This is a genomic window from Pseudomonas sp. D4-21, assembly GCF_051132125.1.
In the GTDB taxonomy this organism is placed as follows: domain Bacteria; phylum Pseudomonadota; class Gammaproteobacteria; order Pseudomonadales; family Pseudomonadaceae; genus Aquipseudomonas.
The window spans coordinates 768,975-794,369 of the sequence record NZ_CP071664.1 but is presented as its reverse complement, the minus strand read 5'-3'; the positions used below and the strand labels follow the sequence as shown (position 1 = coordinate 794,369).

Genomic DNA, 25,395 nt, shown 5'->3' with positions numbered 1-25,395 from the left:
GGGCTGAGCGCTCTTGAACATTCCGATAGGTCGCTAACGATTAAGAATCTCAGGCGGGACTGGCTTCGTAGCCCTCCTCCCTTATCGCATCGATCACCGTCTTCTGCGGCAACGTGCTTTGGACCTGGACGGTCCCAGCCCCCAGATCCACTTGCACCTGCGCGGTTGGATCCTGAGCCTGCACAGCCTGGGTAACGGCCTTTACGCAATGACCGCAAGACATTCCTCGAACATTGAAGATTTGCATGAAATGACTCCTTGGGATTGGAATTGACCACAGTTTCAAGCTTGCCATCATGGCAAGGTCAAGTTTTGGCAAAAACTGCCGGGCTGGCAATCGGCGTCCTGCTCGGCCAAGCTGCACCTATCAGGATTTCATACCGGAGGTTCAGCCATGCGCTGGTCAGCGTTCAGCCTGTTTTGCATGCTCGGTCTTTCAGCAGTGGCCCCCCAGGCATCGGCTGTTGGCGAAGATTATGGTGTGCTGATCATTTCTCGTGAGCGCCTGGAAGTGCCGACCAGTTGCGAAATCGGCATCTACATCGAGGATCAGCTCTCGGCCAGGCTATTCCAAGAGCAAAGCACCTCCTTCAATCTGCCGCCCGGTCGGTTTTCCTTGCGCCTGAAACTGCTGCCTGGCCAGGCCGCGGGTTGCGCCCCGGGCATGCTCGCTCCGGGATCGCAGGACATCACGCTCAAGGCCGGCGACATTCTGAAATACCGAATCGCAGCGAATGGGGAAGGCATGTACCTCAAGCAGGCTGACCTCGGATACTGACGTTGCCCCTAACATGGGGGAGCGAACTTGCTCCCACAGTGCAACGTGCAAGCTTTTGCATTGGCGCTTGACCTTGCCAACATGGCAAGGTTGATCCTGTGGTCGTCCACTACAGGGAGCCTGCCCCATGCCTGAACCCACTATTTTCGATCTGCCGATCTGCGGCATGACCTGCGCCAGCTGCGCCGGGCGAGTCGAGCGAGCGTTGCGCAAGGTGACCGGTGCCAGTGCCGTCAGCGTCAACCTGGCGACGGAACAGGCGCGGGTCCAGGCGCCAGAAGGAAGCCTGCCCGCCTTGATGGAGGCAGTCGAACAAGCAGGTTACGGCGTTCCCGTGCAGACCCTGGAATTGAGCATCGAAGGCATGACCTGCGCCTCTTGCGTTGCACGGGTCGAGCGAGCATTGAGCAAAGTCGCCGGCGTGCATCGCGCCAGCGTGAACTTGGCCAATGAGCGGGCTCACCTCGAATTGCTGGGCCAGATCGACCCGCAAACGCTCCTCGAAGCGGTCAAGCGCGCCGGCTATGACGCCAGTGTCTGGGAGGTGGAACAACCGCGAAAAAACCAGGGCGATCGACTGAACCGCGAGCGGCTGGCACTGATACTGGCAATTTTGCTGTCCCTGCCCTTGGTATTGCCGATGATGTTGCAGCCCTTCGGCGTGAGCTGGATGCTGCCAGCCTGGCTGCAGTTCGCGTTGGCGACGCCCGTCCAATTCATCTTCGGTGCACGTTTCTACGTCGCGGCTTTTAAAGCTGTCCGCGCCGGGGCCGGGAATATGGACCTATTGGTCGCCCTGGGCACCAGCGCCGGTTATGGCCTGAGTCTCTACGAATGGGCGATTGCCCAGCCCGGGAGCATGCCGCACTTGTACTTCGAGGCCTCGGCCGTGGTGATTGCCCTGGTATTGCTCGGCAAATATTTGGAAAGCCGTGCCAAACGACAAACCGCCAGCGCCATCCGCGCCCTCGAAGCCCTGCGACCGGAGCGGGCTGTTCAGGTGATCGACGGCGAGGAACGGGATGTTGCCATCAACGCGCTGCGCTTGAATGACTGGGTGTTGGTCAAGCCTGGCGAGCGATTCCCGGTGGACGGCGAAGTGATCGAAGGCCAGAGCCATGCCGACGAGGCACTGATCAGTGGCGAAAGCCTGCCCGTGCCCAAGCAACCCGGTGACAAGGTCACCGGTGGCGCGATCAATGGCGAAGGTCGTTTGCTGGTGCGCACCCAGGCCCTTGGCGCAGAGACGGTCCTGGCGCGCATCATTCGCCTGGTGGAAGACGCCCAGGCGGCCAAGGCCCCCATCCAGAAGCTGGTGGACAGAGTCAGCCAGGTCTTCGTGCCGGTTGTGTTGCTTTTGGCCCTTGCGACATTGGCGGGCTGGTGGCTCTACGGAGCGCCGCTGGAGACAGCACTGATCAACGCCGTCGCCGTGCTGGTGATCGCCTGCCCCTGTGCCCTGGGCCTGGCGACGCCGACAGCGATCATGGCCGGCACCGGCGTCGCCGCGCGCCACGGCATCTTGATCAAGGACGCCGAGGCGCTGGAGCGCGCCCATGACGTGGACACAGTGGTGTTCGACAAAACCGGAACCTTGACGTCCGGCGCGCCGCGCATTGATCACTTGGCGGCGCTCGAAGGTGAAGAAAATGCGCTGCTGACAATGGCCGGCGCCCTGCAACGGGGCAGCGAGCATCCGCTGGCCAAAGCAGTGCTGGACGCCTGCGCCGAGCGCGGCTTGAACGTACCGGACATCAGCGATAGCCAGTCGCTTACCGGGCGCGGCATCGCCGGCAGCCTCGACGGGCGCCGACTGGCGCTAGGCAATCGGCGTTTGCTGGAAGAGCTCGGTCCAGACCCCGACTCGCTGGCCGAGGCGGCGCAGGCCTGGGAAACCGAAGGTCGGACGTTGTCCTGGCTGATCGATCAAGGCTCGACACCTCGCGTCCTCGGCCTGTTTGCCTTCGGCGACACACTCAAGCCGGGCGCCTTGGCGGCGGTGGAGGCCTTGAACCAGCGTCATATCACCATCCATCTGCTCACCGGCGATAACCGAGGCAGCGCTCGGGTTGTGGCCCAGGCGCTGGGAATCAACAACATCCACGCCGAAGTATTGCCGGCCGACAAATCCGCCATCGTCGAGCGACTGAGGGGCCATTCGGTGGTGGCGATGGTTGGCGACGGCATCAATGACGCCCCGGCCCTGGCCGCAGCCGACATTGGCATCGCCATGGGCGGCGGCACCGACGTGGCGATGCACGCCGCCGGCATCACGCTGATGCGCGGCGACCCTCGCCTGGTGCCGGCGGCGCTGGATATCAGCCGCAAGACCTACGCAAAGATCCGCCAGAACCTGTTCTGGGCCTTCGTCTATAACCTGGTCGGGATTCCCCTGGCCGCGTTCGGCTTGCTCAACCCGGTGCTGGCCGGCGCAGCCATGGCGCTGTCGAGCGCCAGCGTGGTCAGCAATGCATTACTGTTGAAGTTCTGGACACCCGCAGATCTGGAGGACAAGCGATGAACATCGGCCAAGCGGCCCGCCAGAGTGGCCTTAGCGCGAAGATGATCCGGTATTACGAATCCATCGGCTTGCTCAAGGCGGCCCATCGCACGGACAGCGGCTACCGGATCTACAGCACCGATGATTTGCACACGCTGGCGTTCATCAAGCGCTCCCGGGACCTGGGGTTTTCCCTGGAGGAAGTCGGCAAACTGTTGACGCTTTGGCAGGACCGCCAACGTGCCAGTGCCGACGTGAAGACCCTGGCCAAGCTACACATCGATGAACTGAACCAGAAAATCCGTGAACTCGCGGAGCTGCGCGATACCCTCCAGGACTTGGTGGAACACTGCCAGGGCGATCACCGGCCCGACTGCCCTATCCTCAAGGAGCTGGAATCGGGGTGTTGCAAGAAGTGATGCCCTATACCGAACACAAATAAAAAACCCGGCCTGGGCCGGGTTTCTGGGACAACCGATCACTGCATCCAAGGCGGAGGCGGCTCCTCGGTCTTGCCTGGCGGCGCATCGTCGGCGGCGCGCACAGCCTGGCGTCGTTCTTCGTCCAGGCGCGCGGCCTCGATCTCGCGCATGATCCCGCCAACATCCGCCAGCTCTTCGGGCTCGTTGAACTCACCGGTCAACACACTGCCCGGGTGCAACGTGCCGGCTTCATAAAGCGCCCACATTTCCTTGGCGTACCGGGTGCGTTTGAGCTCCGGAGCGAAACGGCCGAAGTAAGACGCCATGTTGCCGACATCCCGCTCCAACATGCTGAAGGCGTGGTTGTTGCCAGCGGCGTCCACCGCTTGCGGCAGATCGATGATGACCGGGCCTGTCGGCGTGAGCAGCACGTTGAACTCCGACAGGTCGCCGTGCACCAGGCCGGTACACAGCATCAGTACGATCTGAGAAATCAGATAGGCGTGATATTCGCGTGCCTGGTCCGGCTCCAGCACGACATCGTTCAGGCGTGGCGCAGCATCGCCATACTCGTCGGCCACCAGTTCCATCAGCAGCACGCCTTCAAGGAAGTCGTACGGCTTGGGCACTCGCACACCGGCGTTGGCCAACCGGAACAACGCAGCCACTTCGGCGTTCTGCCAAGCGTCTTCAGTTTCCTTGCGCCCGAACTTCGAACCTTTTGCCATGGCGCGGGCCTGACGACTGTTACGGACCTTGCGACCTTCCTGGTATTCGGCCGCCTGGCGAAAACTTCGCTTGTTCGCCTCCTTGTAGACCTTGGCGCAACGCAGCTCATTGCCGCAGCGCACCACATAAACAGCTGCTTCTTTGCCACTCATGAGTGGGCGCAGCACCTCGTCGACCAGACCGTCCTCGATCAGGGGTTCAATGCGTTTTGGAGTCTTCATCAGCTTTTATTCTGGGTCCTTTATTACCAAACACGCGAATGACAGGTCGTTATACGGCAATCCTCCCTTCACGGGGAGGGGTTCCGACCTATGAACCCTGAATGCACACACTGTGCCGGATCAGATCAACCGCGCAAGATCATAGCCGAGACCCGGCCCGTCGCAGGTCATTGGATAAGCAAGTATTTGCGACAAGAACTGACAAGGGCTCAATGAGTGAACAGTTCGCCCGGGGTGAAACCGAACAATCCCTTGAATGCCGCGATGAAAGCGGACGTCGACTCATACCCGCAAGACAGCGCCGCGCTGGTCACACTGTCGCCTTTCTCCAGCGACCCCAAGGAGGACAACAGCCGCATGCGTTGGCGCCACGCGCGAAAGTTGAGGCCGGTTTCACGTAGAAACAAACGGGTCAGGGTCTTTTCCGATGTGCCCAGTCGCTCGGCCCAGGCTTGCAGGGTGACGCAGGATTCGGGCTGTTCGATCAACTCGTTGCACAGCTCCAGCAGGCGGGCATGCCGTGGCAGCGGCAGGGAAAAACCCACTTCCGGCAATGCCGCCAACTGGTCCAGCAGCACTTGCACCAGCCGCGCCTCCTGGGTATCGCCTTGCGGGTAGGCGGCGGGAAATTGGCAGAAGACCTTGATCAGCTCTCGCGCCAAGGGCGTGACCTCCAGCACCCGGCAACGCCCATCGCCCCACGGGCAAGCCTGGCGATGCACATAAAGGCTGCGCATTTCCGCACGGGTGGATGTCACGACGTGATGTTCGAGGTCGGCCGGGATCCAGATGCCCCGTTGCGGCGGCGCGAAGAAACTGCCCTCGGCGGTATGAACGCCGAGCACACCGCTGATGGCATAGGAAAACTGCACCCAATCGTGTCGATGCACCTGGGTCCATGAACCCGCATCCAGGCTTTCGACCCGAGCATAAAGTGGCCGAGGCAGTTCCGTCAGATCGGGAATGCGCCGTTCAAGCTGCTGCTGTCCGTTAGTCGGCATTGATTGGCCTTATATCGCAAGACGACTGTTCAGGCCGACGTTAGGCTAAGTAGACTTCTCATACAACTTGCGGTGCCCTATGCACATCCTCAGACACCTCAAACGCCTGGTGACCGACTGGTTCCTGTGCGGCATGTTGCTTGCCACCTTGTTGGCGTATTTCTTTCCCGGATTCGGCGCCACGGGCGGCGCGATGCATGCGGAGTGGGTGGTCAACATCGGCATCTTCGTGGTGTTTTTCCTCCATGGGATCAACTTGTCCGGGGAGCAGGTCCGCCACGGCTTGAAGAACGTCCGGCTGCATTTGATGGTGCAAGGTTTTACCTTCGTCGTGTTTCCCTTGATCTGGCTGATCGGTGATTGGTCATTGGGCCGCCATGTGCCGTCGCTATTGATGCTGGGGTTCTTTTACCTGTGCGCCCTGCCCTCGACCATCTCCTCGTCGGTGGCCCTCACAGGCAGCGCGGGCGGCAACGTGCCGGCGGCGATTCTCAACGCCAGCCTGTCCAGCGTGCTCGGGATTTTCCTGACGCCACTGCTGGTCAGCCTGGTGGTCGGCAGCGGTGCCGGTGGCATCGACCTGGGCTCGACCCTTCTCGATCTGTGCCTGATGTTGCTGCTGCCATTGGTGCTTGGGCAATTCCTGCGGCGCTGGCTGGCCGGTTTCTTCGCCCGATACAAGCGCTATACCAGCATCATCGACAAATTGGTCATCCTGCTGCTGGTGTACGCCGCGTTCTGCAATTCGATGGTTTCCGGGATCTGGCGACAACAAGGCAATGGCGTGCTGGTTAGCGCGGTGCTCGGCAGCGCCGTACTGCTGGCCATTATCCTGTGGATGACCACCCGCACCGCCCGCGCTCTGCGGTTCAGCAACGCCGATGAAATCGCTGCAGTGTTCTGCGCGAGCAAAAAATCCCTGGCCGCCGGGGTGCCGATGGCGGCGTTGATCTTCGGCACCGATCCCGGCCTGGGGCTGATCCTGCTGCCGATCATGATCTATCACCCCATGCAACTGATCGTCTGTTCGATCCTCGCCGAACGCTACGCCAGCCGCCAGCGAGCCCAGGCTGCGCCCACGCGCGAGGCGATGGTCAGCGCTCGATGATCGCCGTCACACCCTGGCCGGCCGCCGCGCAGATGGAAATCAGGCCCCGGCCCTTCCCGGCCGCGTCCAGCAGTTTGGCCAGGTTGGCGACGATACGGCCGCCCGTCGCGGCGAATGGATGCCCGGCGGCCAATGAGCTGCCTTTCACATTCAATCGGCTGCGGTCGAGGGCGCCCAGCGGCGTGTCGAGGCCCAGCCGGGATCTGCAGTAATCCGGGTCCTCCCAGGCCTTCAATGTACACAAGACCTGGGCCGCGAACGCCTCGTGGATTTCGTAGTAGTCGAAATCCTGCAACGTCAGGCCGTTGCGTGCCAACAAGCGCGGCACCGCATAGACCGGCGCCATCAGCAGGCCTTCAGCGCCGTTGACGAAATCCACCGCTGCCGTTTCACCGTCACGCAGGTAGGCCAGGATTGGCAGTCCGCGGGCGTTCGCCCACTCTTCGCTGCCCAACAATACCAGGGAGGCACCATCGGTCAGCGGCGTGGAATTGCCTGCGGTCAGCGTGCCCTTGGCGCTTTTTTCAAAGGCCGGCTTGAGGGACGCGAGCTTGTCCAGGGTCAGGTCCGGGCGCAGGTTGTTGTCGCGGGTCAGGCCCAGGAACGGCGTCATCAAATCGTTATGCCAGCCTTCGGCATAGGAAGCGGCCATTTTCTGATGACTTTCCAGGGCCAGACGGTCCTGCTCGTCTCGGGGAATCTGCCAGGTCTGCGCCATCAACTCGCAATGCTCGCCCATGCTCAGGCCCGTGCGCGGTTCGTTGATGCGCGGCAGGTCGGGAACCAAGTGTTGGGGACGCAGTTGCAGAAAAGCCTTGATCTTATCGGCGGTGGTCTTGGAGCGATTGGCTTGCAGCAGGATCCTGCGCAGCCCCTCATTGACGCCGATGGGCGCGTCGGAGGTAGTGTCCACGCCGCCGGCGATGGCGCTGTCGATCTGGCCCAGGGCGATTTTGTTCGCCACCAGCAGCACGGTTTCTAGCCCCGTGCCGCACGCCTGTTGCACGTCATAGGCCGGGGTGCTGGGTGCCAGCCGTGAGCCGAGCACGCATTCGCGAGTCAGGTTCATGTCCCGGGAAAACTTGAGCACCGCCCCCGCGGCCATTTCCCCGATGTGAGCACCGTGCAGGTTGTAGCGCTCGATCAAACCTTCGAGCGCAGCCGTCAGCATCGCCTGGTTGCTGGCGGTGGCATAGGGCCCGTTGGAGCGGGCGAACGGAATGCGGTTACCACCGATGATCGCGACGCGGCGTAGCTGTGCCATGAAGAACTCCCCTGTATGCGCGAATGTGTGAAATTGGCCTGCGGTAACGTGCCCAGCCACAAGCTTAGGCTTTATCCGGGCGATCGAACGACCAATTGCCAAACATGGTCCACACTTGGAACCTCATCAGCCGGAGTGTGTTCCATGTCAGACCGTTACATAGACTTCGCCAACTCGCCCATTGGCCTGCGTCTGGTTGGCGCTCTGGGCTTGCCCTCCCCGGTGCGCCTGGAACGCTGGCAGGCCGGGCGGCTGCGGCCTATCGAGGGCGCCTTGCTGTTGGGCGGTGGCCCCCTGACCGAACAGGTCGCCACGTTCGCCAAGCGCTTGACCGACGCGATTTTCATCTACGGTGGCGAACCGACGCTGGCGACCGAATGGATCCCCGGCCACGGCCCGAAAATCAAGGCGGTGGTGTACGACGCCAGCCATCTGGTGCAGGTCGAGCAGCTCAAGCAGTTGCGCGAATTCTTCCAGCCCCTCATGAAAAACCTCGACCACAGCGCCCATGTCGTCATCCTCGGTCGCGCCCCGGAAAGCCTCGATGACCCGTTTGCCGCCAGTGCGCAACGGGCGCTGGAAGGCTTCAGCCGCTCCCTGGCCAAGGAGTTGCGCCATGGCGGGACGCTGCAGTTGCTTTATGTCGGTGACGGCGCCGAAGCGCAGTTGGAGGGGGCCCTGCGGTTTTTCCTGTCGCCCAAGAGTGCCTACGTTTCCGGGCAGGTTATCCGCCTCAAGGCCTGCCAGACCCAGGTCCAGGATTGGACGCGACCGCTCACAGGGCTCAAGGCGCTGGTAACCGGCGCCGCCCGTGGCATCGGCGCGTCCATCGCCGAAACCCTGGCCCGTGACGGCGCCGATGTGATCCTGCTCGATGTCCCGCAAGCCAAGGCTGACCTGGACGCCCTGGCCGCGCGCCTGAGTGGGCGCAGCGTGACGCTGGACATCTGCGCCGAAGATGCCGCCGCGCAGTTGATCGAACACCTGCCCGACGGCGTCGACATCGTGGTGCACAACGCCGGCATCACCCGGGACAAGACCCTCGCCAACATGACGCCCGAGTTCTGGGACGCGGTGCTGGCGGTCAACCTCAACGCGCCGCAGGTGCTGACCAAGGCCCTGCTCGACAGCGGCACCCTGCGGGACAATGGCCGGATCGTGTTGCTTGCCTCCATCAGCGGCATCGCCGGCAATCGCGGCCAGACCAACTATGCCGCGAGCAAGGCCGGGCTGATCGGCCTCGCCCAAGCCTGGGCGCCTGGCCTGGAGGCGCGGGGAATCAGCATCAACGCGGTGGCACCGGGCTTTATCGAGACACGCATGACCGCCGACATTCCCTTCGCCCTGCGTGAAGCCGGGCGCCGCATGAGTTCGCTGGGCCAGGGCGGCTTGCCCCAGGACGTCGCCGAAGCCGTGGCCTGGCTCGCACAACCAGGCACCGGCGCCGTAACCGGGCAGGCGCTGCGCGTGTGCGGGCAAAGCTTGTTGGGGGCGTGACCATGACGATCCAATGGCAGGAGATAAACACCGCCCCTTCGATGTCAGGGCTCTACGCCAAGGCCGCGACTCGCCGCAAGATCACCGGCACGGTCCTGCCTGACGTCGGGCTGCGCCAAGTGATCCAGGTCGACCAAAAGAACCTGGCGGCCTATCGCAAAGTGTGTGGTTTCAGCGAAAGCGGACTATTGCCGCCGACCTATCCACACGTGCTGGCGTTCGCCTTGCAGATGCAATTGCTGACCGCCCGGGATTTCCCGTTCCCATTGCTGGGCTTGATCCACCTGAACAACCGCATCCGCGTGCTGCGGCCCATGGGCGGTGTCAGCCAGGTGCGGGCGAGCGTCAACGTCGAGAACCTGCGGCCTCATGCCAAGGGGGCGGTATTCGATCTGGTGACCCGTATCGAAGATCAGTTGGGCCCCTTGTGGCAGGCACAAAGCCAGATGCTCTGCAAAGGCGTCCAGCTTGACGGCGCATTGGCCGAGGACTCATCCGAGGACAGCCCCGAGTTGACGCAAGTGACACGCTGGACCGCACCCGTGGATATTGGCCGGCAATACGCCAAGGTGTCAGGCGACTACAACCCGATCCACCTGAGCGGCGCCAGCGCCCGGTTGTTCGGCTTCCCCACTGCCATCGCCCATGGTCTGTGGAACAAGGCAAGGACGTTGGCGGCGCTCGATGATCATTTGCCCGAAGCCAATATCGAAATCGACGTAACGTTCAAGAAGCCGGTGCGCCTGCCCAGCGAGGTGACATTGCTGGCGAGCGCGGCCGGTTCTAGCGGGCAATTGCGATTGGTGGGGGCTGGTGAGCTGGAGCATATGCTGGGAAGTTGGCAGCCGGTTGCTTGAGTATTTCCACCCAACCTATAGGTCAACCAATCAACGCGGTGGGTAGTTGGACAGGATCCGCCCCACCGTCTCGCGCACCTTCGCGCTGCGATCCATCGGGTTGGGTGAATCACTGAGCAATTGCTCGTCGCTGCCACGCCAGACGAGCTTGCCATCCTTGCCGTCGAGCAGGTCGATCTGCACGGTGGCGACCTTGTAGCTGAGGTTACGGGTTTCGTTGTACATCGGCCCGCCCCAATAACCATTCCATGGGCCGCCCCAACCGCCGCCATAGTTGGTCGTCACCTGTTGCTGGCGATCCTCGACGATCAGGTAGGCCTGGACCTGCACATCGCCCCGCGCGCCGCCCGAAGCCGGACGCAGGCCACGCTGGTCGAGTTGATCGGCGACCGCCTGGCGGATGCGCTGTTCGGTCAGGTCGCTCTTGATGCGCGGATCGTCCGGGCGATATTGCAACGCCGGCTCCTTCCAGCTCCAGCTGCGGTAGGCCGCGAAGTCGCGGCTGGTGTCGAAATCATGATTGACCTGGTTGGAAGCGCAGGCGCTGAGCAACAGGGCAAGGGCAAGCGGGACAAGACGGCGAAACATGGTTTTTTCTCCGTTGTTTGAATCAACTGGGAGGATAGGCCGACATGGCCTTTTCCACCGCGTCACGAATGGCATCGGTGCGCTCGCTCTGATTGCCGCGCTGGCTGGTCTCGGCGCTGGCGCTCCACACGGGCTGGCCATTTCGGGCGTCGAACAGATCGACCCGAACCACCACGACCTGCTCCTGATAGGTGCGCATCACGGGAATGGTGTTGTACATGCCATAACCCGGCCCGTAGCGGTTGTAGCCGCCGTAATAGCCCGCGTCATAGTCGTCCCGGACCTGCCGCAGCCGGGTTTCCAGGCGCAGGTCGGCACTGACGAAGAGGTCCGCCGGGCGATTGTCATGCAGCGGACGCAGCCCGCGTTGGTCCAACGCTGCGCTTACCGCTTCGGCCACCTGGGCCGAATCCGCCCAGGCAGTACCCGGCGGCAACCGACCGTTGAGCCAGGCCCAACTGCGATAGCGGCCATAGTCACGGGGCGGCGCCGGATAGGCGCTGCGATCGAACACTTTGGCGGCCTCGGGCGGCGCCGGCGGCAACGGATTGGAAGTCGCGACATACGGATTGTCGCTCTGGCAGGCTGCCAGCCCGAGGCATAACACCAATAATCCTGAACGACCTTTCATTTCGCTCTCCGACTGCTCTTCCGGATCAGAGGGGACGACAGACCCAATGCAGGTAGCGTCCCAACCCGGCAAACGCTGGGTGGCGCCGGTGGGCCAGTTCCATTTCCAGCAATTGCGCGAGTTCTACGCGGCCCTGGAATTGCACCGGCATGTAGTCATGAAAAACCCGCACGCCACTTTGAATTTCGACCTGCCACAGGTCTTCAAGTTGCGCCGCCAATTGGCGAGGATCAAGGGGTTGTTGCGGGGTCAGGCTCTGTTTTTCACCGGCCAGGTCGTTTTTGCGCAACTTGCGGAAATGCCCTTTGAGCAAGTTTCGATAAACCAGCGCGTCGCGGTTGTAGAACGCCAACGACAACCAGCCGCCAGACGCCGTCAGTTGATGCAGAACCGGCAGGATCGCGTGGGGCTCGGCCAGCCACTCCAGCACCGCGTGACACAGCACCAGATCGTACGGTTCGGTGAGCTGGCCGAGCAGGTCCTGCCACGGCGCCTGAATGAACGTTGCGTCCTGGCCGGCCTCGGCAAACCGCTGACGGGCACCCTCAAGCATGGGCTCGGCCGGTTCAGCCAAGGTCACCTGGTGACCACGCTCGGCCAGCCACAGTGACATGTGCCCCAGGCCCGCGCCAACATCCAGAATACGCAACGGGCGGTCAGGCAAGGCTTCAAGCAAATCGGCCTGGAGCACCGCCAGGCGGATCGCCCCCTTGGCCCCGCCGTAGATTTTTTCCGCGAAACGCGTGGCGAGCTGGTCGAAATGACGGTCACTCATGGGGCGAACCGCCGCTCGCTGTCGGCCAATTTGCCGCGCACCACGGCGTCCATATCCAAGCCCAACTCGCTGCACAGCAGCAACAGGTACAACACAATGTCACCGACTTCCTGCCCGGCGTGGGCCAGTTTTTCCGCGGGCAGCTGGCGCGACTGGTCCTCGGTCAGCCATTGGAAAATCTCGACCAGCTCGGCCATCTCGACGCTGGCGGCCATGGCGAGGTTCTTCGGGCTGTGGAATTGCCGCCAATCGTTACGGTCACGAATGGCATGCAGGCGTTCGGTCAGTTCAACAAGGTTCATCGGGTTCTCCTGAATGCGCATAGCTTCGGGGCGATGACGAGGGAAGGCAAGCGTCTCGGTACGAAGCGGTGAATTGCTCCATAATCGAACGATCGCAGCCGCCACAACTCCTACAGTCAGGAGCCGACGGCTCGATTCCGATTCCTCTCCATCAGGATGCAAACATGCAGGTAGAAAGTTTCTTCGAATGGCTCGGCCAGGCGCTCGGTTCGGTGATCCGTTTCATCGTCGACCTGCTCAGCGGGCTGTTCAACACCTTGGCCAATGCCGGTGGCAATTTTGTCGATGGCCTGTCCCGCACGCTTGGCATGGACACCTCGATCATCAGCATCGTCGCACTTATCCTCGGGCTGATGCTGCTGTATTCGGCGATCCGCGCCTTCATGCGGGCCTCGATTGTCATGGGCATTATCTGGCTGGTATTGGGGTTGTGGTTGCTGAGCTGGATCATCCACTGAAGACAAACAGGGCGACATCAGGAACGAACGCTGCGATAACGCTACAATCGCGCTCCATCAAGGAGCCACCATGTCCAACCTGATCGCCGACTGGCGCGACCGCCTCACCCACCGTCGGGTATGGGCGCTGGCCGCGCCAATGATTCTCTCGAATATATCCGTACCGCTGGTAGCACTGGTGGACAGTACCGTCATCGGCCACTTGCCCCATGCCCATCAGTTGGGCGCGGTGGCGGTCGGGGCGAGTCTGTACACGGTGCTGGCCTGGGCCATGGGGTTCCTGCGCATGGGCTCAACCGGTTTCGCCGCCCAGGCAGCCGGGCGTGGCGATGGCGCTGCGCTGCGGCAGGTCTTGCTGCAAGGACTCTTGCTGGCGTTGGGGCTGTCGGTGGTGCTTGGGGCGGTCGGGGTTCCGTTGAGCGACGTGGCATTGCACTTCATGCAGCCCTCGGCCGAGCTCGACCAATTGACCCGGGATTTCTTTCATACACGGCTTTTCGGCTTGCCGGCGGCGCTGGCCAGTTACGCGCTGGTGGGCTGGTTCCTTGGCGCCCAGAACGCCCGCGCACCGTTGACGATCCTGTTGGTCACCAACCTGGTGAACATCGCCTTGAACCTGTGGTTCGTCATCGGCCTGGATTGGGGCGTGACGGGTTCGGCACGCGCCTCGGTCATCGCCGAGTGGGCGGGCGCGCTGGTGGGCCTGGCCCTGGCCCGAAGGACGCTGCGCGCCTGGCCAGGGCGGATCGCCTGGGCCGCCCTGAGCCTGTGGCAGAGCTGGCGACCGCTGCTGGCGGTAAACCGGGACATTTTCATCCGCAGCCTGGTGCTGCAATCGGTGTTTTTCCTGATCACCGTGCAAGGCGCGCGGCTGGGGGACGCGACGGTGGCGGCCAATGCGCTGCTGCTCAATGGCCTGCTGCTTACCGCCCATGCCCTGGATGGCCTGGCCCATGCGGTGGAAGCGCTGTGCGGCCACGCCATTGGCGCTCGCGACCGCCTGGCCCTGCGCCGTTCGCTGGTGGTCGCCTGCGGTTGGTCCTTGATCGCGAGCGTCGGGTTCGCACTGCTGTTTCTGCTGGCCGGACATTTGTTCATCGACATGCAGACCGACATTGCCGACGTGCGCGACACCGCTTACCGCTACCTGCCTTACCTGGCAACGCTGCCATTGATTGCCGTGTGGAGCTATCTGCTCGATGGCCTGTTCATCGGCGCCACCCGCGCCCGGGAAATGCGCAACGGCATGCTCCTGACCCTGTTGCTGGTGTTGCCGCTGGCCTGGGCGCTGCAAGGACTCGGCAACCACGGACTGTGGATCACTTTCCTGTTGTTCATGACGGTGCGCAGCCTGACGCTCGGGACGGTCGCCTGGCTCTTGCACCGTCGTGGCGGCTGGGTCGATGCCGAAACTCGATGATGTTCAGCCCTGTTTGCCTTGCCAGAAACGTCGCAAATGATCGAGACGTTCTCGCTGGGAACCACCAGGCAGCCCCGGCACGGGCTCGGCATCGGGGTATTGCAAGCGCAGCCATAACCAGCCGTCGAGAACGGCCTGCTCGCTGAACCCCAGCTTGCGCCCCTGTTGCACGTAGTCCCAGAGCACCCAATAGTCATGGCCAGTGGAGCGAGACCATCGCCAGACGTGACGTTCCAGGAAGCACTCCTGCAATTTGACCTGTTGCCTGTCGCTGAGGCCATGCTCGTTTTCCAGCGCAGGCACCGCAAGCCTGGGATTGGAGAGCTGTTGCCACCCCTGGCACCCCATCGTCCGATCGGACCAGGTGCCACCGAACCAGCGCAACAGGCTGATCGGTCCCAGCCAGCAACTGAGCTCCCGGGGATCGCAGGCATCGAAAAAATAGCTGGCGGTGTGCGGGTTGTAATAACTCAGGAAGGCCTTGTAATGCAGGCCCAGCGTCACCGTCAGCATGCGCCGCAAATGTACCAGCAAGGACTCGGCTGGCGTCGAGGTCACCAACAGCAACCCGGGCCAGGATCGAGCGTCCAGATGGCACAGGCTGGCCAGCGCAGGCGATTGCCTAAGATCCACCAACAACGGGCCGTGTGATCTCGCTCCGTCGAACTCGGTTCCCTCGAACAGGGCAAAACGCGGCACCTCGGCAAACTGTTCCTTCAGGCGCTGTGCGGCCTCGGGCGCGTCCGGAACGTCTAACAGCAGCCATTGGGGAGCGGGACCCGGCAAGGTGGCCACATTCATGGCGCCGCGCCCGCGCCCTGTCCCATCACCATGCGACAGGTACACACCGGCTGCGCACAAGGGCTGAAACGCCCCCCGCCTGGCAAAAGGCACAGCAAGACCAGTGGCTCACCATCCTTGATTGCGGACAACAAGGATGAATCGACTCCAGAAGCCCCGGGAATTTCCCCGGCAGGCGCGGTGGGAGAAGGCGCCTGCGTTGACTGCGCGCCGGGGGCGCCACCCAGGAATGCGCTGACCAGGGGACGGTCCGGGTCGCCCTCGATAAAACTCACCAGAACCTCGGTGCCCTCGGCAATCGTCCCCACGCCACGCGCCGCAAGTTCGGGTGCCAAGGGCAGCCAGCAATGGCTGGGGATGGCGCCCTCTCCCTGATAGGCCCAGTCGAACTGCACCGCCACTCGCCCGGCCACTCGCGGCTCATCCACTTCCACGACCCAGCCGCGTTGCCTGCTCACCATGACAGGCTTGTCCGGCGCCCTGTCCACCAGGAAGGGCATCCCCCAGGGAATGGCCTGGAAAAGATTGCCATAACCGCCCGCATGACCGTGGTGTTCAACCTGCGTCAATAACCAGCCCTGGTTCCACTTTCCATGAGGATGGCCCTTCAGCGACAGGATCTGGCCGGCGTGCAAGTGCGTCAGATCGCTACGGCCCTGGGCGACCAACGCTCCGTGGATATCCGCCTTCACCGTGAACGCACGCACTGCGCGGGCCCGCCCTTCAACACTGTACAAAGCCTTGTCCATCGTCGGAACGTTGCCCGCCGTATCCGCAAAAACCAGGCATTGCCCGTCCCGGGTGTGATCGAAATGAAAGTGGATACCCGCCTGGGCGCACATTCGTTGTAGGAAATGCAGGTCGGATTCGCGGTACTGGGTATACAGATCCAACGAAGGATAAGCGTTGCTCAGATCCAGGCACAGGCTGCGGCCGTTGATACCATGCCCGCCCAGGACCTGGCGGATGATCTGTGGCACCGAGCAGGCATTGAAGACCCGTTGACTGAAACGCTGCGCAAGGCTCGCCAGCTTCGGCCCGATTCGTACCCGGCAGCTCTCGCCATGGCGGTGGACGATTTCGTGAAGTCGCCCGTGGATGCCTTGATCCTTGGTTCCGAAGCTCAGCCAGACGTTGCGGTACAGCAACCCGGCCATGTCCAGGGCCATGTCGCTGACCGACAGCTCCACTTCGAAAACGAAGGGTTCGCTGATGGCTTCATTGCCTGTTAAGGCTACGACGACGAAAGGTTCGGACAGACCGGCTATCTCCAGACGAAAAGGTAGCTCGCAGGCTGGATCGGACATCGGCGTTTTCTCTACAGGAGGGGCGACCGGGCATTCTCGCCGACAGCAGAGGACGAGTAGAGGGCTCAAGGACTATTTAGGAAAGGGACTACATGAAATTAGGACGCCGTCAGCTAAACGGCATCAATAGGCCAATAAACGCTGCGCACGGGTTTGCAATGCAGATACAACGTGGCGAGGGTAGCTTGCTCCCGCTGGGCGCATCTGGCCCCATCGGGACCATTGCGCGCCAGCGGGAGCGAGCTACCCTCGCCACGATGAATCGCTCTAGCCTGCAATAGCGGCCCCGCAAGGGGCCGCCGTCAGGAAGAAAGGTAGGACGAACGCGTCAGCCCCAGACGCAGCGCATCCAGGAACTGAGTGCGCTCGGCTGCCGTGATCCGGGCGCTGGCGCACTTGTCACGGTAGTGAGTCATCAACTCCTCCGGCGACAGGTGCACATAGCGCAACATGTCTTCGATGGTGTCGTGGGTTTCGATACCGGCGTGGTACACGCTGCCATCGGCGTTCTGGTAGATGTTCACCGAGTCGGTGTCACCAAACAGGTTGTGCATGTCACCCAGGATTTCCTGGTAGGCACCCACCAGGAAAATACCCAACAAATAATCCTCGCCTGGATTGAGCGAGTGGACCGGCAGGCTGGTCTCGATGCTCTGCTCGTCGACGTACTGCTTGATCTTGCCATCGGAGTCGCAGGTCAGGTCTTGCAGCACGGCACGGCGCAGTGGCTCTTCGTCGAGGCGATGCAGCGGCAGGATCGGCAATACCTGGCCGATCGCCCAAGTGTCCGGCAGGCTCTGGAAGACAGAGAAGTTGCAGATGTACTTGTCGGCCAGCTTGTCGTTGAGCTCGTCCAACACCTGGCGGTGCGAACGCTGGCGGGCCTTCAGCGAATTGTGCAGGCGACGGCACACCGCGAAGTAGCACTGCTCGGCCAAAGCTTTTTCCGCCAGGGTCAGCTTGCCATCGGCGTATTGGGCTGCCACGTCACTCATGTAATGGGTGGCTCGCCAGTAAGTCTCGGTGACCATCTCGATATCGGTCGGGCCCAGCAGGTCCACCAGCCACTGCACGGTTTCCGGCAGGCTTTCCTTGTTCTCGATGACCGGGACGTCATCGTGGTGTTTCTCGACGTCGGTTACTTGCACCACCAACATGGCGTGGTGCGCGGTCAGCGAACGACCGCTTTCGGAAAAGATGTGCGGATGCGGCAGGCTCTGGGCATCGCAGAACTCCTTGAGCATGCCCACCACGACACCGGCGTAATCGTCCATGTCGTAGTTGATGGAGCTGGCGTTGCGCGAGTGCGTGCCGTCGTAGTCCACGCCCAGGCCGCCGCCGACGTCGATGTGATCCACCGGCAGCCCAAGGTTGCGCAGCTCGCCGTAATAACGGATCGCTTCCTTGAAGCCATGCTGGTAGTCCGCCAGGTTGGCGATCTGCGAACCCATGTGGAAGTGCAGCAGGCGGATGCCCTGGTCCAGGCCCGCGCCACGGAAGCGCTCGACCACCGACAACAGCTGCGCGGCCGACAAGCCGAACTTGGATTTTTCGCCACCGGTGTCAGCCCACTTGCTCGACGCCAGGGACGACAGGCGCACCCGCAGGCCGACCTGTGGCTTGACCTTGAGCGACGCGGCTTCTTCGATCACCAGGCCGACTTCGGATTCTTTCTCGATCACGATGAAAACGTTATGGCCCAGCTTCTGGCCCATCAGCGCCAGGCGGATGAACTCGCGGTCTTTGTAGCCGTTGCAGACGATGGTCCCGCCCTTCGGCGCCAGGGCCAGCACCGCCAGCAGCTCGGGCTTGGAGCCGGCTTCCAGGCCGATCGACACGTTCTGTGTCGCGATAATGTTTTCGATCACCGCTTCCTGCTGGTTCACCTTGATGGGGTAAAGCGCGGTGTACTGGCTCTGGTATTCCAGGCGCGCGATGTTGCTGTCGAACGCGCCGGTGAGCTGACGCACCCGGTCTTGCAGGATGTCGGGGAAGCGCACCAGCAAGGGCAGCGAAAGGCCGCTCTGGCGCAACTGGTCGACTTGCTCGTACAAATCGATGGGCGAACTGTCGGGGCCGTTCGGACGGACTTCGACGCGACCGGCTTCATTGATCGCGAAATACCCGGCCCCCCAATGGCGAATCCCGTAAACACTGCGGCTGTCCGCAACTGTCCATTGGCTGCCATCGTCTTTGCGTGTGCGTCGTACGGACATCGAAGTCCCCTATAAAGAAGTCAAAATGCACCCACCCGGTCGCAGGCTGGCGCAGTGTAGAGAATGGAAATGACGATTTGCCTGTAAGCACGGTAGACCCTGCCCGCAGCGCTGAGTTTAGAACCCGTTCAGAACAGGCTCTGTGAAAACCATGTAGGCGACCCCGAACCGGGGTTCGGATCAAGCCGGGGTGGTTTTCACAGAGGCTGCTAGCCGCCGGATTTCTTTGCCTTGAAACCGTGTTTGGTGAGTTCCGCCAACAGCAGCTCGACGTGATCGCCCTGGATCTCGATGACGCCGTCCTTCAACGCGCCACCCGTGCCACAGCGTTTTTTCAACGTCGTCGCCAGTTCTTTGAGGGCGTCTTCGGCCAGCGGCACACCGGTAATGGTCGTCACCGTCTTGCCGCCGCGACCTTTGCTTTCGCGGCGCACGCGAGCGATACCGTCCCCTTCGGGGATGATTGTCTGTTTGCAGATGCAGGCATCCACCGGTTGGCGGCAATCGGGGCAATGACGACCGGCGTCGGTAGAAAATACCAGGCCACCCAGGGCGGCGAAGGATGCGGCTTTTTTGGCCACCGGCAATCCTCTTCGGAGGACAAAGACTGGTCAAGGGGCGAAAGCCTCGACCGCGAAGCCCCACTCAGGCAGGGGCAGCGCAACTGGGCCGAACGATGTCGGCCAAGCTTGAAAAGTCGCGCAGTGTAACGGCAAAAAGGCGACTTGCTAAGGGCCAATCGGCGCCAATTTAGAGCTTCTTTGCGACACCGGCTTCGCAGGCGCGCAAATAGCGCGCAAGAGCCGCCAGGGAGTCCGGGCAATAAGGCTTGTGGCGGATTTCATCGAGCACCTGCTCGACGGGCAGAAAACGCGCCTCCAGCACTTCTTCGGGCTGCAGCACCAACGGACCATCCCACACGGCCGAGAACGCCGAGCACCACAGGCGGCTGCCGGTGTCTTCGAAATAGAAATGGTCGTGGGCGACCAGCTCCACGCCGCTGACACCGAGCTCTTCGGCAAGCTCGCGGGCCGCCGACTCGGCGTAGCTCTCGTGCGCCTGCACCATGCCGCCGGCCGCGACATCCCAGTAACCGGGATAGATGGCTTTGCTCAGCGTCCGCCGATGGACACACAACTCCCCGGCCGAATTGAACAACATGATATAGGTGCCCCGCCCGATCAGGCCGCGCTCGCGCAGATCCGAGCGCACCAGGCTGCCGAGCAGGTTGTCATGCTCGTCGACCCAGGCGATGAGCTCGGCATCCGAAGCCGCTCGGTGAGCCGCCTCCCGGGTGCTTTCGTCCATCGATCAGCCCTGGTTCAGCAACTGACGCAGGTCGATGACCGCCGCATTGGCGCGGGAAATATAGTTGGCCATGACCAGCGAGTGGTTCGCCAATACACCGAAACCGCTGCCATTGAGGATCATCGGGCTCCAGACCGGCTCTTGCGAGGCTTCCAGCTCACGAATGATCTGCCGCACGCTGACCGTGGCGTTCTTCTTGGCCAACACGTCGGCGAAGTCCACCTCGATGGCGCGCAGCAAATGAGACAGCGCCCAGGCCTGACCACGGGCTTCGTAGAACACGTTGTCGATTTGCAGCCATGGGGTTTCAACCACTTCTTCGTCGACCTGCGGCACTTGGCCGGGCGCGGGGATTTCGGTTTTCAGCGACGTGTTGAGCTTGACCCGGCCGACGCTGGCGGACAGCCGCTGGGACAACGACCCCAGGCGAGTGCCGACATCGCCCAGCCAGTTGTTCAGGTTGTCGGCGCGGGCATAGAACAATGCGCTCTTCTGGCCTGGATCGGAGAGGCGCGCCTGGTAACGACTCAAGGAATTGATGCCTTCCTGGTACTCCGACTCACTGGAGGGCAGCACCCAGCTGCGGTTGTCGAAGTTGAAGCGCGGCTCGGCCTTGGCGAGGTCCGCATCTTCGGCGGACTGTGACTGCGAGCGGGCGAAATCCTTGCGCAAGGCGCGGCTCAGGTCGCGCACCTGCACCAGCACGCCGTATTCCCAACTCGGCATGTTGTCCATCCACAGGCCCGGCGGGAAGCGGTCATTGGAAATGTAGCCACCCTGCTTGGTCAGCAAGGTTCCGGCCACGGTCTTGAGGGTTTCGACGGTGGTGTAGCCGACCACCATTTGCCTGCCGTCCTTCTCGGCCGCCGCCTGGGCGTTCTGCTGCACGGGAAACAGCGCCGGCTCCTGGCTCCAATACCAACCCACCGCAATGGTCACCAGCAGATACAAACCAATGAGCGTGGCCAGTGCCCGGCTGAAAAACAGCCCGCCCAGGTAGCTGCGGGTGTCCGATTTCGGCTCGGCGGCGCGTTCAGGCGCGCTGCCCGCGCGGTTTTTCCAGTCCAGCATGGCGATGTTCCTTCAATCACTTGAGTTCACGGTTCGACCACAACCTTACATCAACGTGCCTTGGCCGGCATCCGTCGTTGGGCTTATAGGACAATTACCGCCACCAGACCAGGAGCCACCTAAGGGTTTCCCTTAACCCTGCCAGTCATGATTTGGTAGCGAGCTGACTCGATATCAGCGAATCGAATCGTGCTTGCGCACCCAACGAAGCAACTGGACAAACAGTCCAAAAAACCCCCGAAAGCCTCTATTCTCGGCCCCCGGTGCATGACAGGCCGCCAATCGAAGACCGTGCGGTCGAAAACTGAATCGCATCTCTTGGCAGTTTATTGACGTACGACACTCATGTAAGGGAAAAGAGGTGCTAGCATAGAGCCACCAGTCGACCTCAGCATGCCCCCTAACTAGTAGTCAGGATATGACCGAGTCAGAAGACCCCAGCCGTGAGCGCCTCAAGCACCACTTTGCCCAGCGGGTAATTCATCAAGCTCGCCAGATCCTTGAGATATGGCAGCGCCTGCAACGCAGCGAGTGGTCGAGTAACGACCTGTCTGAGCTCAGCGAAGCCAATCTGCGCCTGCTGCGCTTTGCCGAGCGTTTCGAACAGCCCGAGCATTGCCAGCTTGCCCACGGCATCAGCCAGTCGCTGCAAGCGGTGGATGCCAATCGCGGCCGCCTGAGCAGCCAGTTGATCAGCGACATCAACCGTTTGATGCAACGCCTGTCCCGCACCGGCCTGCGCCACGGCGATCAACTCGAGCAGACCTTTCTGCCACCGCTGCGCAAGCCCATCTACGTGATGCTGCAAGACCATGACCGCGCGGAACGGCTGGCCAAGCAGTTGGTATTCTTTGGCCTCAGCGCCCATGCGTTGAACAGTATCGCCGCGTTCCGCTCCGCGATGGTCGAGCGCCTGCCCGCGGCGATCGTCATGGACGTGGATTTCAGCGGCCCTGGCGTGGGCCTGACGTTGGCGGCCCAAGCCCAGGAAGGCCTCGACCAGGCCATCCCGCTGCTCTTTTTCAGCCTGCTTGAAACCGATACGCCCACCCGCCTGGCGGCGGTGCGCGCCGGCGGCCAGGAATTTCTAACCGGCACGCTCGAGGCGTCGAGCCTGCTGGAAAAAATCGAAGTGCTGACCTGCGTCGCCCAGTACGAGCCCTATAAAGTGCTGATCATCGATGACTCCCGCGCCCAGGCCTTGCACACCGAACGGCTGCTGAACAGCGCCGGCATCATCACCCGGACGTTGATCGAGCCGATCCAGGCAATGGCCGAACTGGCGGACTTCCAGCCCGACCTGATCATTCTCGATATGTACATGCCCGCTTGCACCGGCACGGAACTGGCCAAGGTAATTCGCCACAACGACCGTTATGTCAGCGTGCCGATCATCTACCTGTCCGCCGAAGACGACCTGGATAAGCAGCTCGACGCCATGAGCGAAGGCGGCGACGACTTCCTGACCAAGCCGATCAAACCCCGGCACCTGATCACCACCGTGCGCAACCGCGCGGCCCGGGCGCGCAATCTCAAGGCGCGAATGGTGCGCGACAGCCTCACCGGCCTCTACAACCACACCCATATCCTGCAATTGCTCGAGGATTGCAGTTTTCGCGCCCGCCGCGAAGGCAAGCCCTTGAGTTTCGCCATGCTGGACATCGATCATTTCAAGCGGGTCAATGACAGCCACGGCCACCCCATGGGGGACCGAGTGATCAAGAGCCTGGCGCTGTTTCTCAAGCAGCGCCTGCGCAAGACCGATTTCATCGGGCGCTATGGCGGCGAAGAGTTCGCTATCGTCATGCCCGACACCGATATTGATGCAGCCTGCCAGGTGCTGGACGAAATCCGCCAACGCTTCGCCGAAATCCATTACCCGGCCCAACCCCAGGACCTGTGGTGCACCTTCAGCGCCGGCGTGGTGGAAATGAGCGAAGCGTCCGACAGCCTGATGATGGCCAGCCAGGCGGACGAAGCGCTGTACCGCGCCAAGCATGCCGGACGCAACCGGGTACAGAGCGCCAGACAATCAAAGCAAAGTGCCACCTTTTCATCGGATTCCACTGATTCAGTCATAAACGTGTAACGCAAACGCAATAACTTCAGGCACTTCGATTCTGCCCCCGGTAGACCCTTGATGCGCCTGAAGCTGCTGACCAATCTCAACACCCTTCTCTTAGTTGCCGTATGCCTTGGCCTTGGCGCGACCCTTTGGTGGTCGCAGATTGCCTTGGAGCGACCCTACCTGTTGATGGAACGCTACCTCGGCCTGTCGCGGCAGTTCCAGAGCGAAGTGGCGCGCAACATCGAGGACTACCTGGCCAGCGGCGACGCCCTGCGCCTCAGCGCGGCCACCCAAGCACTGGAGGGCCTGCAAAAGGAGCTGGACCAGTTCCCACCGGACCTGGCCAAGACCTTGCGCCCAAGCCTGTCCAACCTCGACAACTTCAGCAAGACCGACCTGCTGGCCGCCGGCAAGCTGGCCGGCGACCCACAGGCCCTGTTGTTGCAGGCCGAACGGGAACTGAGCGCCAGTCTCGATCGACTCGCCCAGTACGCAAGTGGCGCCCCGGCCTACTCGCCTCCATTGTTCGCCGCTTCACAGCACCTGGGTCGGTTGTCCCTCACCCGTGACAAATTGGTCAGCAGCGGTCGCAGCGAACTGGCCGCCGATGTCGAGCGGGAACTGGCAGGCATCCGTGTGCAAGCAGAACGCCTCGAGAGCCTGCCTCTGCTGGGCGTAACCGCCAGCAGCGAATCGGGTAGCGATGACTTTGCCGCGCTGATGGGCCTGCAAACCCAGGAAAAAACTGTCAGCGAGGACGCCGGCATCGGTCTCAAGCGTGAGCTCAACAGCCTGCTCGGCCGCTACCCTGCGGAATTGACCCGCACTCGGGAGCTGATCCAAAAGCGCACCGAACTGAGCCGCGCCACCCACCTGAAAATCGCTGATGCACAGACGGCCATCGACACCCTGGAACCGGCGGTACGTGCCCAGCATGGGCAGATTCAGAGGGAGGTTCGCTTGATCCAGGGCGTGATGATCGGCTTGATCCTGCTGATCGCGCTGCTCATCGACACCTTGCAACGGCGCCTGGCCCGCACCTTGACGCACCTGGCGCCGGCCCTGTCCACCTGGGCCGAAGGCGACTTCAGCCGGGGCATCCACATGGGCGCCGGCAACCGTGAAATGCAAGACATCGAGGCGTCCCTCAATCGCCTGCGCGCTTATCTGGTGGACCTGGTGGGCACCATTCGGGTGAACGCCGAACAGGTCGCTGGCAGTAGCCGCGCCCTGGCCGAGTTGAGCGGCGAACTGCACAGTGGCGCCGAGGACCAGGCCGGCGACACCGCATTGATCCGTGACTCGCTCGGCGAACTGGAAGCGACCATCCAGCAAGTGGCTGGCGATGCCAGCCAGGCCGCGCAGGCCAGTCGCAGCGCCGGTAACGCCGTGGAACATGGCCAGCAAGTCATCGGTTTGAGTCTCGCCGGCCTCCATGCGTTGGTGGGCGAAGTGCAAGGCAATGCGCAAATGATCGAACAACTGGCCGAGGAGTCGGCAACCATTGGTGGCGTATTGACGGTCATTCGCTCGATTGCCGACCAGACCAACCTGCTTGCCCTCAACGCCGCCATCGAAGCCGCCCGCGCCGGGGAAATGGGCCGGGGCTTTGCGGTGGTGGCTGAAGAAGTCCGTTCCCTGGCCCAACGCACCGCTGGCGCCACCTCGGAAATCCAGGCGCTGATCGCCCGCTTGCAACTGGCCGCGCGCCAATCAGTGGATGGCATGCGCGCCCAGGTTGAACACGCCGAGGCCACCGCCAGCCAGGCCCAGGCGGCTGACGGCGCCTTGGATGAAATCGTCGCAGCCATCCAGACCATCGCCGATACCGCCGTGCGAATCGCCGATGTCACGGCTCAGCAAAGCGGCGCTGTCAGCGAAATCCGCGACCACAGCGAGCGCATTCACCAACTGGGCGGGGATAACCTGCTGCGCATCGGCCAGGGTCGCGAGCAAGGCGACAACCTCCTGGTGCTCGGCGGGCGGTTGCACACCGCAGTCCAGGCATTTCGGGTATGACCTCAGCAAACACTACAAACCCATTGTGGGAGCGAGCCTGCTCGCAATAGCGGT

Annotated in this window: 24 protein-coding genes; 10 read left to right on the top strand and 14 right to left on the bottom strand. The window is 62.3% G+C overall.

Going from position 1 to position 25,395, the window contains the following annotated elements:
• Positions 1-49: 49 nt before the first annotated feature.
• Entirely contained in the window at positions 50-247 is a 198-nt protein-coding gene (locus tag J3Q04_RS03460) for a heavy-metal-associated domain-containing protein (protein WP_420766298.1), read from the bottom strand.
• A 147-nt stretch (positions 248-394) separates the two neighbouring features.
• On the opposite strand from J3Q04_RS03460, the gene J3Q04_RS03455 reads away from it, so the two are divergent.
• The 3 genes from J3Q04_RS03455 to cueR all read left to right on the top strand — a co-directional run bounded on the left by J3Q04_RS03455 (position 395) and on the right by cueR (position 3,697).
• Complete coding sequence (locus J3Q04_RS03455; protein ID WP_434560831.1) at positions 395-778, top strand: hypothetical protein; 384 nt, start codon at positions 395-397, stop codon at positions 776-778.
• A gap of 127 nt (positions 779-905) precedes the next feature.
• Complete coding sequence (locus tag J3Q04_RS03450; protein WP_434607937.1) at positions 906-3,299, top strand: heavy metal translocating P-type ATPase; 2,394 nt, start codon at positions 906-908, stop codon at positions 3,297-3,299.
• Positions 3,296-3,697, top strand: coding sequence for a Cu(I)-responsive transcriptional regulator (cueR, locus tag J3Q04_RS03445; RefSeq protein WP_434607939.1), 402 nt, complete (start codon positions 3,296-3,298; stop codon positions 3,695-3,697). Before J3Q04_RS03450 ends, cueR begins: the two co-directional genes overlap by 4 nt.
• Positions 3,698-3,756: 59 nt before the next feature.
• Here cueR and J3Q04_RS03440 read toward each other — a convergent pair whose 3' ends face one another.
• Both J3Q04_RS03440 and J3Q04_RS03435 read right to left on the bottom strand, forming a co-directional pair.
• Positions 3,757-4,650 carry a PA4780 family RIO1-like protein kinase gene (locus tag J3Q04_RS03440; RefSeq protein ID WP_434607941.1) on the bottom strand — a complete coding sequence of 298 codons (894 nt, stop codon included), beginning with the start codon at positions 4,648-4,650 and terminating at the stop codon, positions 3,757-3,759.
• Between the two features lie 209 nt (positions 4,651-4,859).
• Positions 4,860-5,651, bottom strand: a complete 792-nt coding sequence (locus J3Q04_RS03435) for an AraC family transcriptional regulator (protein ID WP_434607943.1) — start codon at positions 5,649-5,651, stop codon at positions 4,860-4,862.
• Between the two features lie 79 nt (positions 5,652-5,730).
• On the opposite strand from J3Q04_RS03435, the gene J3Q04_RS03430 reads away from it, so the two are divergent.
• Positions 5,731-6,759 carry a bile acid:sodium symporter family protein gene (locus J3Q04_RS03430; RefSeq protein ID WP_434607947.1) on the top strand — a complete coding sequence of 343 codons (1,029 nt, stop codon included), beginning with the start codon at positions 5,731-5,733 and terminating at the stop codon, positions 6,757-6,759.
• Here J3Q04_RS03430 and J3Q04_RS03425 read toward each other — a convergent pair.
• Entirely contained in the window at positions 6,746-8,023 is a 1,278-nt protein-coding gene (locus J3Q04_RS03425) for an acetyl-CoA C-acetyltransferase (protein ID WP_420766292.1), read from the bottom strand. The genes J3Q04_RS03430 and J3Q04_RS03425 overlap by 14 nt on opposite strands.
• A 144-nt stretch (positions 8,024-8,167) precedes the next feature.
• Between J3Q04_RS03425 and J3Q04_RS03420 the strand changes: the two genes are divergently transcribed.
• Together J3Q04_RS03420 and J3Q04_RS03415 are read left to right on the top strand one after the other, a co-directional pair.
• Positions 8,168-9,520 carry a 3-oxoacyl-ACP reductase gene (locus tag J3Q04_RS03420; RefSeq protein WP_434607949.1) on the top strand — a complete coding sequence of 451 codons (1,353 nt, stop codon included), beginning with the start codon at positions 8,168-8,170 and terminating at the stop codon, positions 9,518-9,520.
• A gap of 2 nt (positions 9,521-9,522) precedes the next feature.
• Entirely contained in the window at positions 9,523-10,377 is an 855-nt protein-coding gene (locus J3Q04_RS03415) for a MaoC/PaaZ C-terminal domain-containing protein (RefSeq protein ID WP_434607951.1), read from the top strand.
• Between the two features lie 30 nt (positions 10,378-10,407).
• Here J3Q04_RS03415 and J3Q04_RS03410 read toward each other — a convergent pair whose 3' ends face one another.
• Genes J3Q04_RS03410 through J3Q04_RS03395 form a run of 4 tightly spaced genes read right to left on the bottom strand, consistent with a single transcriptional unit; the run spans position 10,408 to position 12,673 of the window.
• On the bottom strand, positions 10,408-10,965 hold the full coding sequence (locus J3Q04_RS03410) for a DUF4136 domain-containing protein (protein WP_420766289.1): 558 nt from the start codon (positions 10,963-10,965) through the stop codon (positions 10,408-10,410).
• 22 nt (positions 10,966-10,987) lie between these two features.
• Complete coding sequence (locus J3Q04_RS03405) at positions 10,988-11,596, bottom strand: DUF4136 domain-containing protein (RefSeq protein ID WP_434607954.1); 609 nt, start codon at positions 11,594-11,596, stop codon at positions 10,988-10,990.
• 25 nt (positions 11,597-11,621) lie between these two features.
• Positions 11,622-12,371, bottom strand: a complete 750-nt coding sequence (locus tag J3Q04_RS03400; RefSeq protein ID WP_434607957.1) for a methyltransferase — start codon at positions 12,369-12,371, stop codon at positions 11,622-11,624.
• Entirely contained in the window at positions 12,368-12,673 is a 306-nt protein-coding gene (locus J3Q04_RS03395) for a MazG-like family protein (RefSeq protein WP_434607959.1), read from the bottom strand. The genes J3Q04_RS03400 and J3Q04_RS03395 overlap by 4 nt, the downstream gene beginning before the upstream one ends.
• 164 nt (positions 12,674-12,837) lie before the next feature.
• Between J3Q04_RS03395 and J3Q04_RS03390 the strand changes: the two genes are divergently transcribed.
• The gene (locus J3Q04_RS03390) at positions 12,838-13,131 is read left to right on the top strand and encodes a hypothetical protein (RefSeq protein ID WP_420766285.1); all 294 of its coding nucleotides are present in this window, start codon (positions 12,838-12,840) and stop codon (positions 13,129-13,131) included.
• A 70-nt stretch (positions 13,132-13,201) separates the two neighbouring features.
• The gene (locus J3Q04_RS03385; protein WP_420766284.1) at positions 13,202-14,551 is read left to right on the top strand and encodes an MATE family efflux transporter; all 1,350 of its coding nucleotides are present in this window, start codon (positions 13,202-13,204) and stop codon (positions 14,549-14,551) included.
• A 3-nt stretch (positions 14,552-14,554) separates the two neighbouring features.
• On the opposite strand, the gene J3Q04_RS03380 is transcribed toward J3Q04_RS03385, so the two are convergent.
• The 6 genes from J3Q04_RS03380 to J3Q04_RS03355 all read right to left on the bottom strand — a co-directional run bounded on the left by J3Q04_RS03380 (position 14,555) and on the right by J3Q04_RS03355 (position 21,254).
• Positions 14,555-15,352: a DUF4123 domain-containing protein gene (locus J3Q04_RS03380; protein WP_434607962.1), complete on the bottom strand. Its 798-nt coding sequence runs from the start codon at positions 15,350-15,352 to the stop codon at positions 14,555-14,557.
• Positions 15,349-16,659, bottom strand: coding sequence for a type VI secretion system Vgr family protein (locus J3Q04_RS03375; protein ID WP_434560853.1), 1,311 nt, complete (start codon positions 16,657-16,659; stop codon positions 15,349-15,351). The genes J3Q04_RS03380 and J3Q04_RS03375 overlap by 4 nt, the downstream gene beginning before the upstream one ends.
• Positions 16,660-16,961: 302 nt before the next feature.
• Positions 16,962-18,875 (bottom strand): arginine decarboxylase, encoded by a 1,914-nt coding sequence (gene speA, locus J3Q04_RS03370; RefSeq protein ID WP_039593533.1) that lies wholly within the window; start codon positions 18,873-18,875, stop codon positions 16,962-16,964.
• Between the two features lie 209 nt (positions 18,876-19,084).
• The gene (locus J3Q04_RS03365) at positions 19,085-19,456 is read right to left on the bottom strand and encodes a translation initiation factor Sui1 (RefSeq protein WP_420766281.1); all 372 of its coding nucleotides are present in this window, start codon (positions 19,454-19,456) and stop codon (positions 19,085-19,087) included.
• 169 nt (positions 19,457-19,625) lie between these two features.
• The gene (locus J3Q04_RS03360; protein ID WP_434607966.1) at positions 19,626-20,183 is read right to left on the bottom strand and encodes an NUDIX hydrolase; all 558 of its coding nucleotides are present in this window, start codon (positions 20,181-20,183) and stop codon (positions 19,626-19,628) included.
• Between the two features lie 3 nt (positions 20,184-20,186).
• Positions 20,187-21,254: a DUF2333 family protein gene (locus J3Q04_RS03355; protein ID WP_420766279.1), complete on the bottom strand. Its 1,068-nt coding sequence runs from the start codon at positions 21,252-21,254 to the stop codon at positions 20,187-20,189.
• 418 nt (positions 21,255-21,672) lie between these two features.
• Here J3Q04_RS03355 and J3Q04_RS03350 point away from each other — a divergent pair, with 418 nt between their 5' ends.
• Both J3Q04_RS03350 and J3Q04_RS03345 read left to right on the top strand, forming a co-directional pair.
• Positions 21,673-23,343, top strand: a complete 1,671-nt coding sequence (locus tag J3Q04_RS03350) for a diguanylate cyclase (RefSeq protein ID WP_434607968.1) — start codon at positions 21,673-21,675, stop codon at positions 23,341-23,343.
• Between the two features lie 51 nt (positions 23,344-23,394).
• Positions 23,395-25,341 carry a methyl-accepting chemotaxis protein gene (locus tag J3Q04_RS03345; protein WP_434635432.1) on the top strand — a complete coding sequence of 649 codons (1,947 nt, stop codon included), beginning with the start codon at positions 23,395-23,397 and terminating at the stop codon, positions 25,339-25,341.
• Positions 25,342-25,395 lie beyond the last annotated feature (54 nt).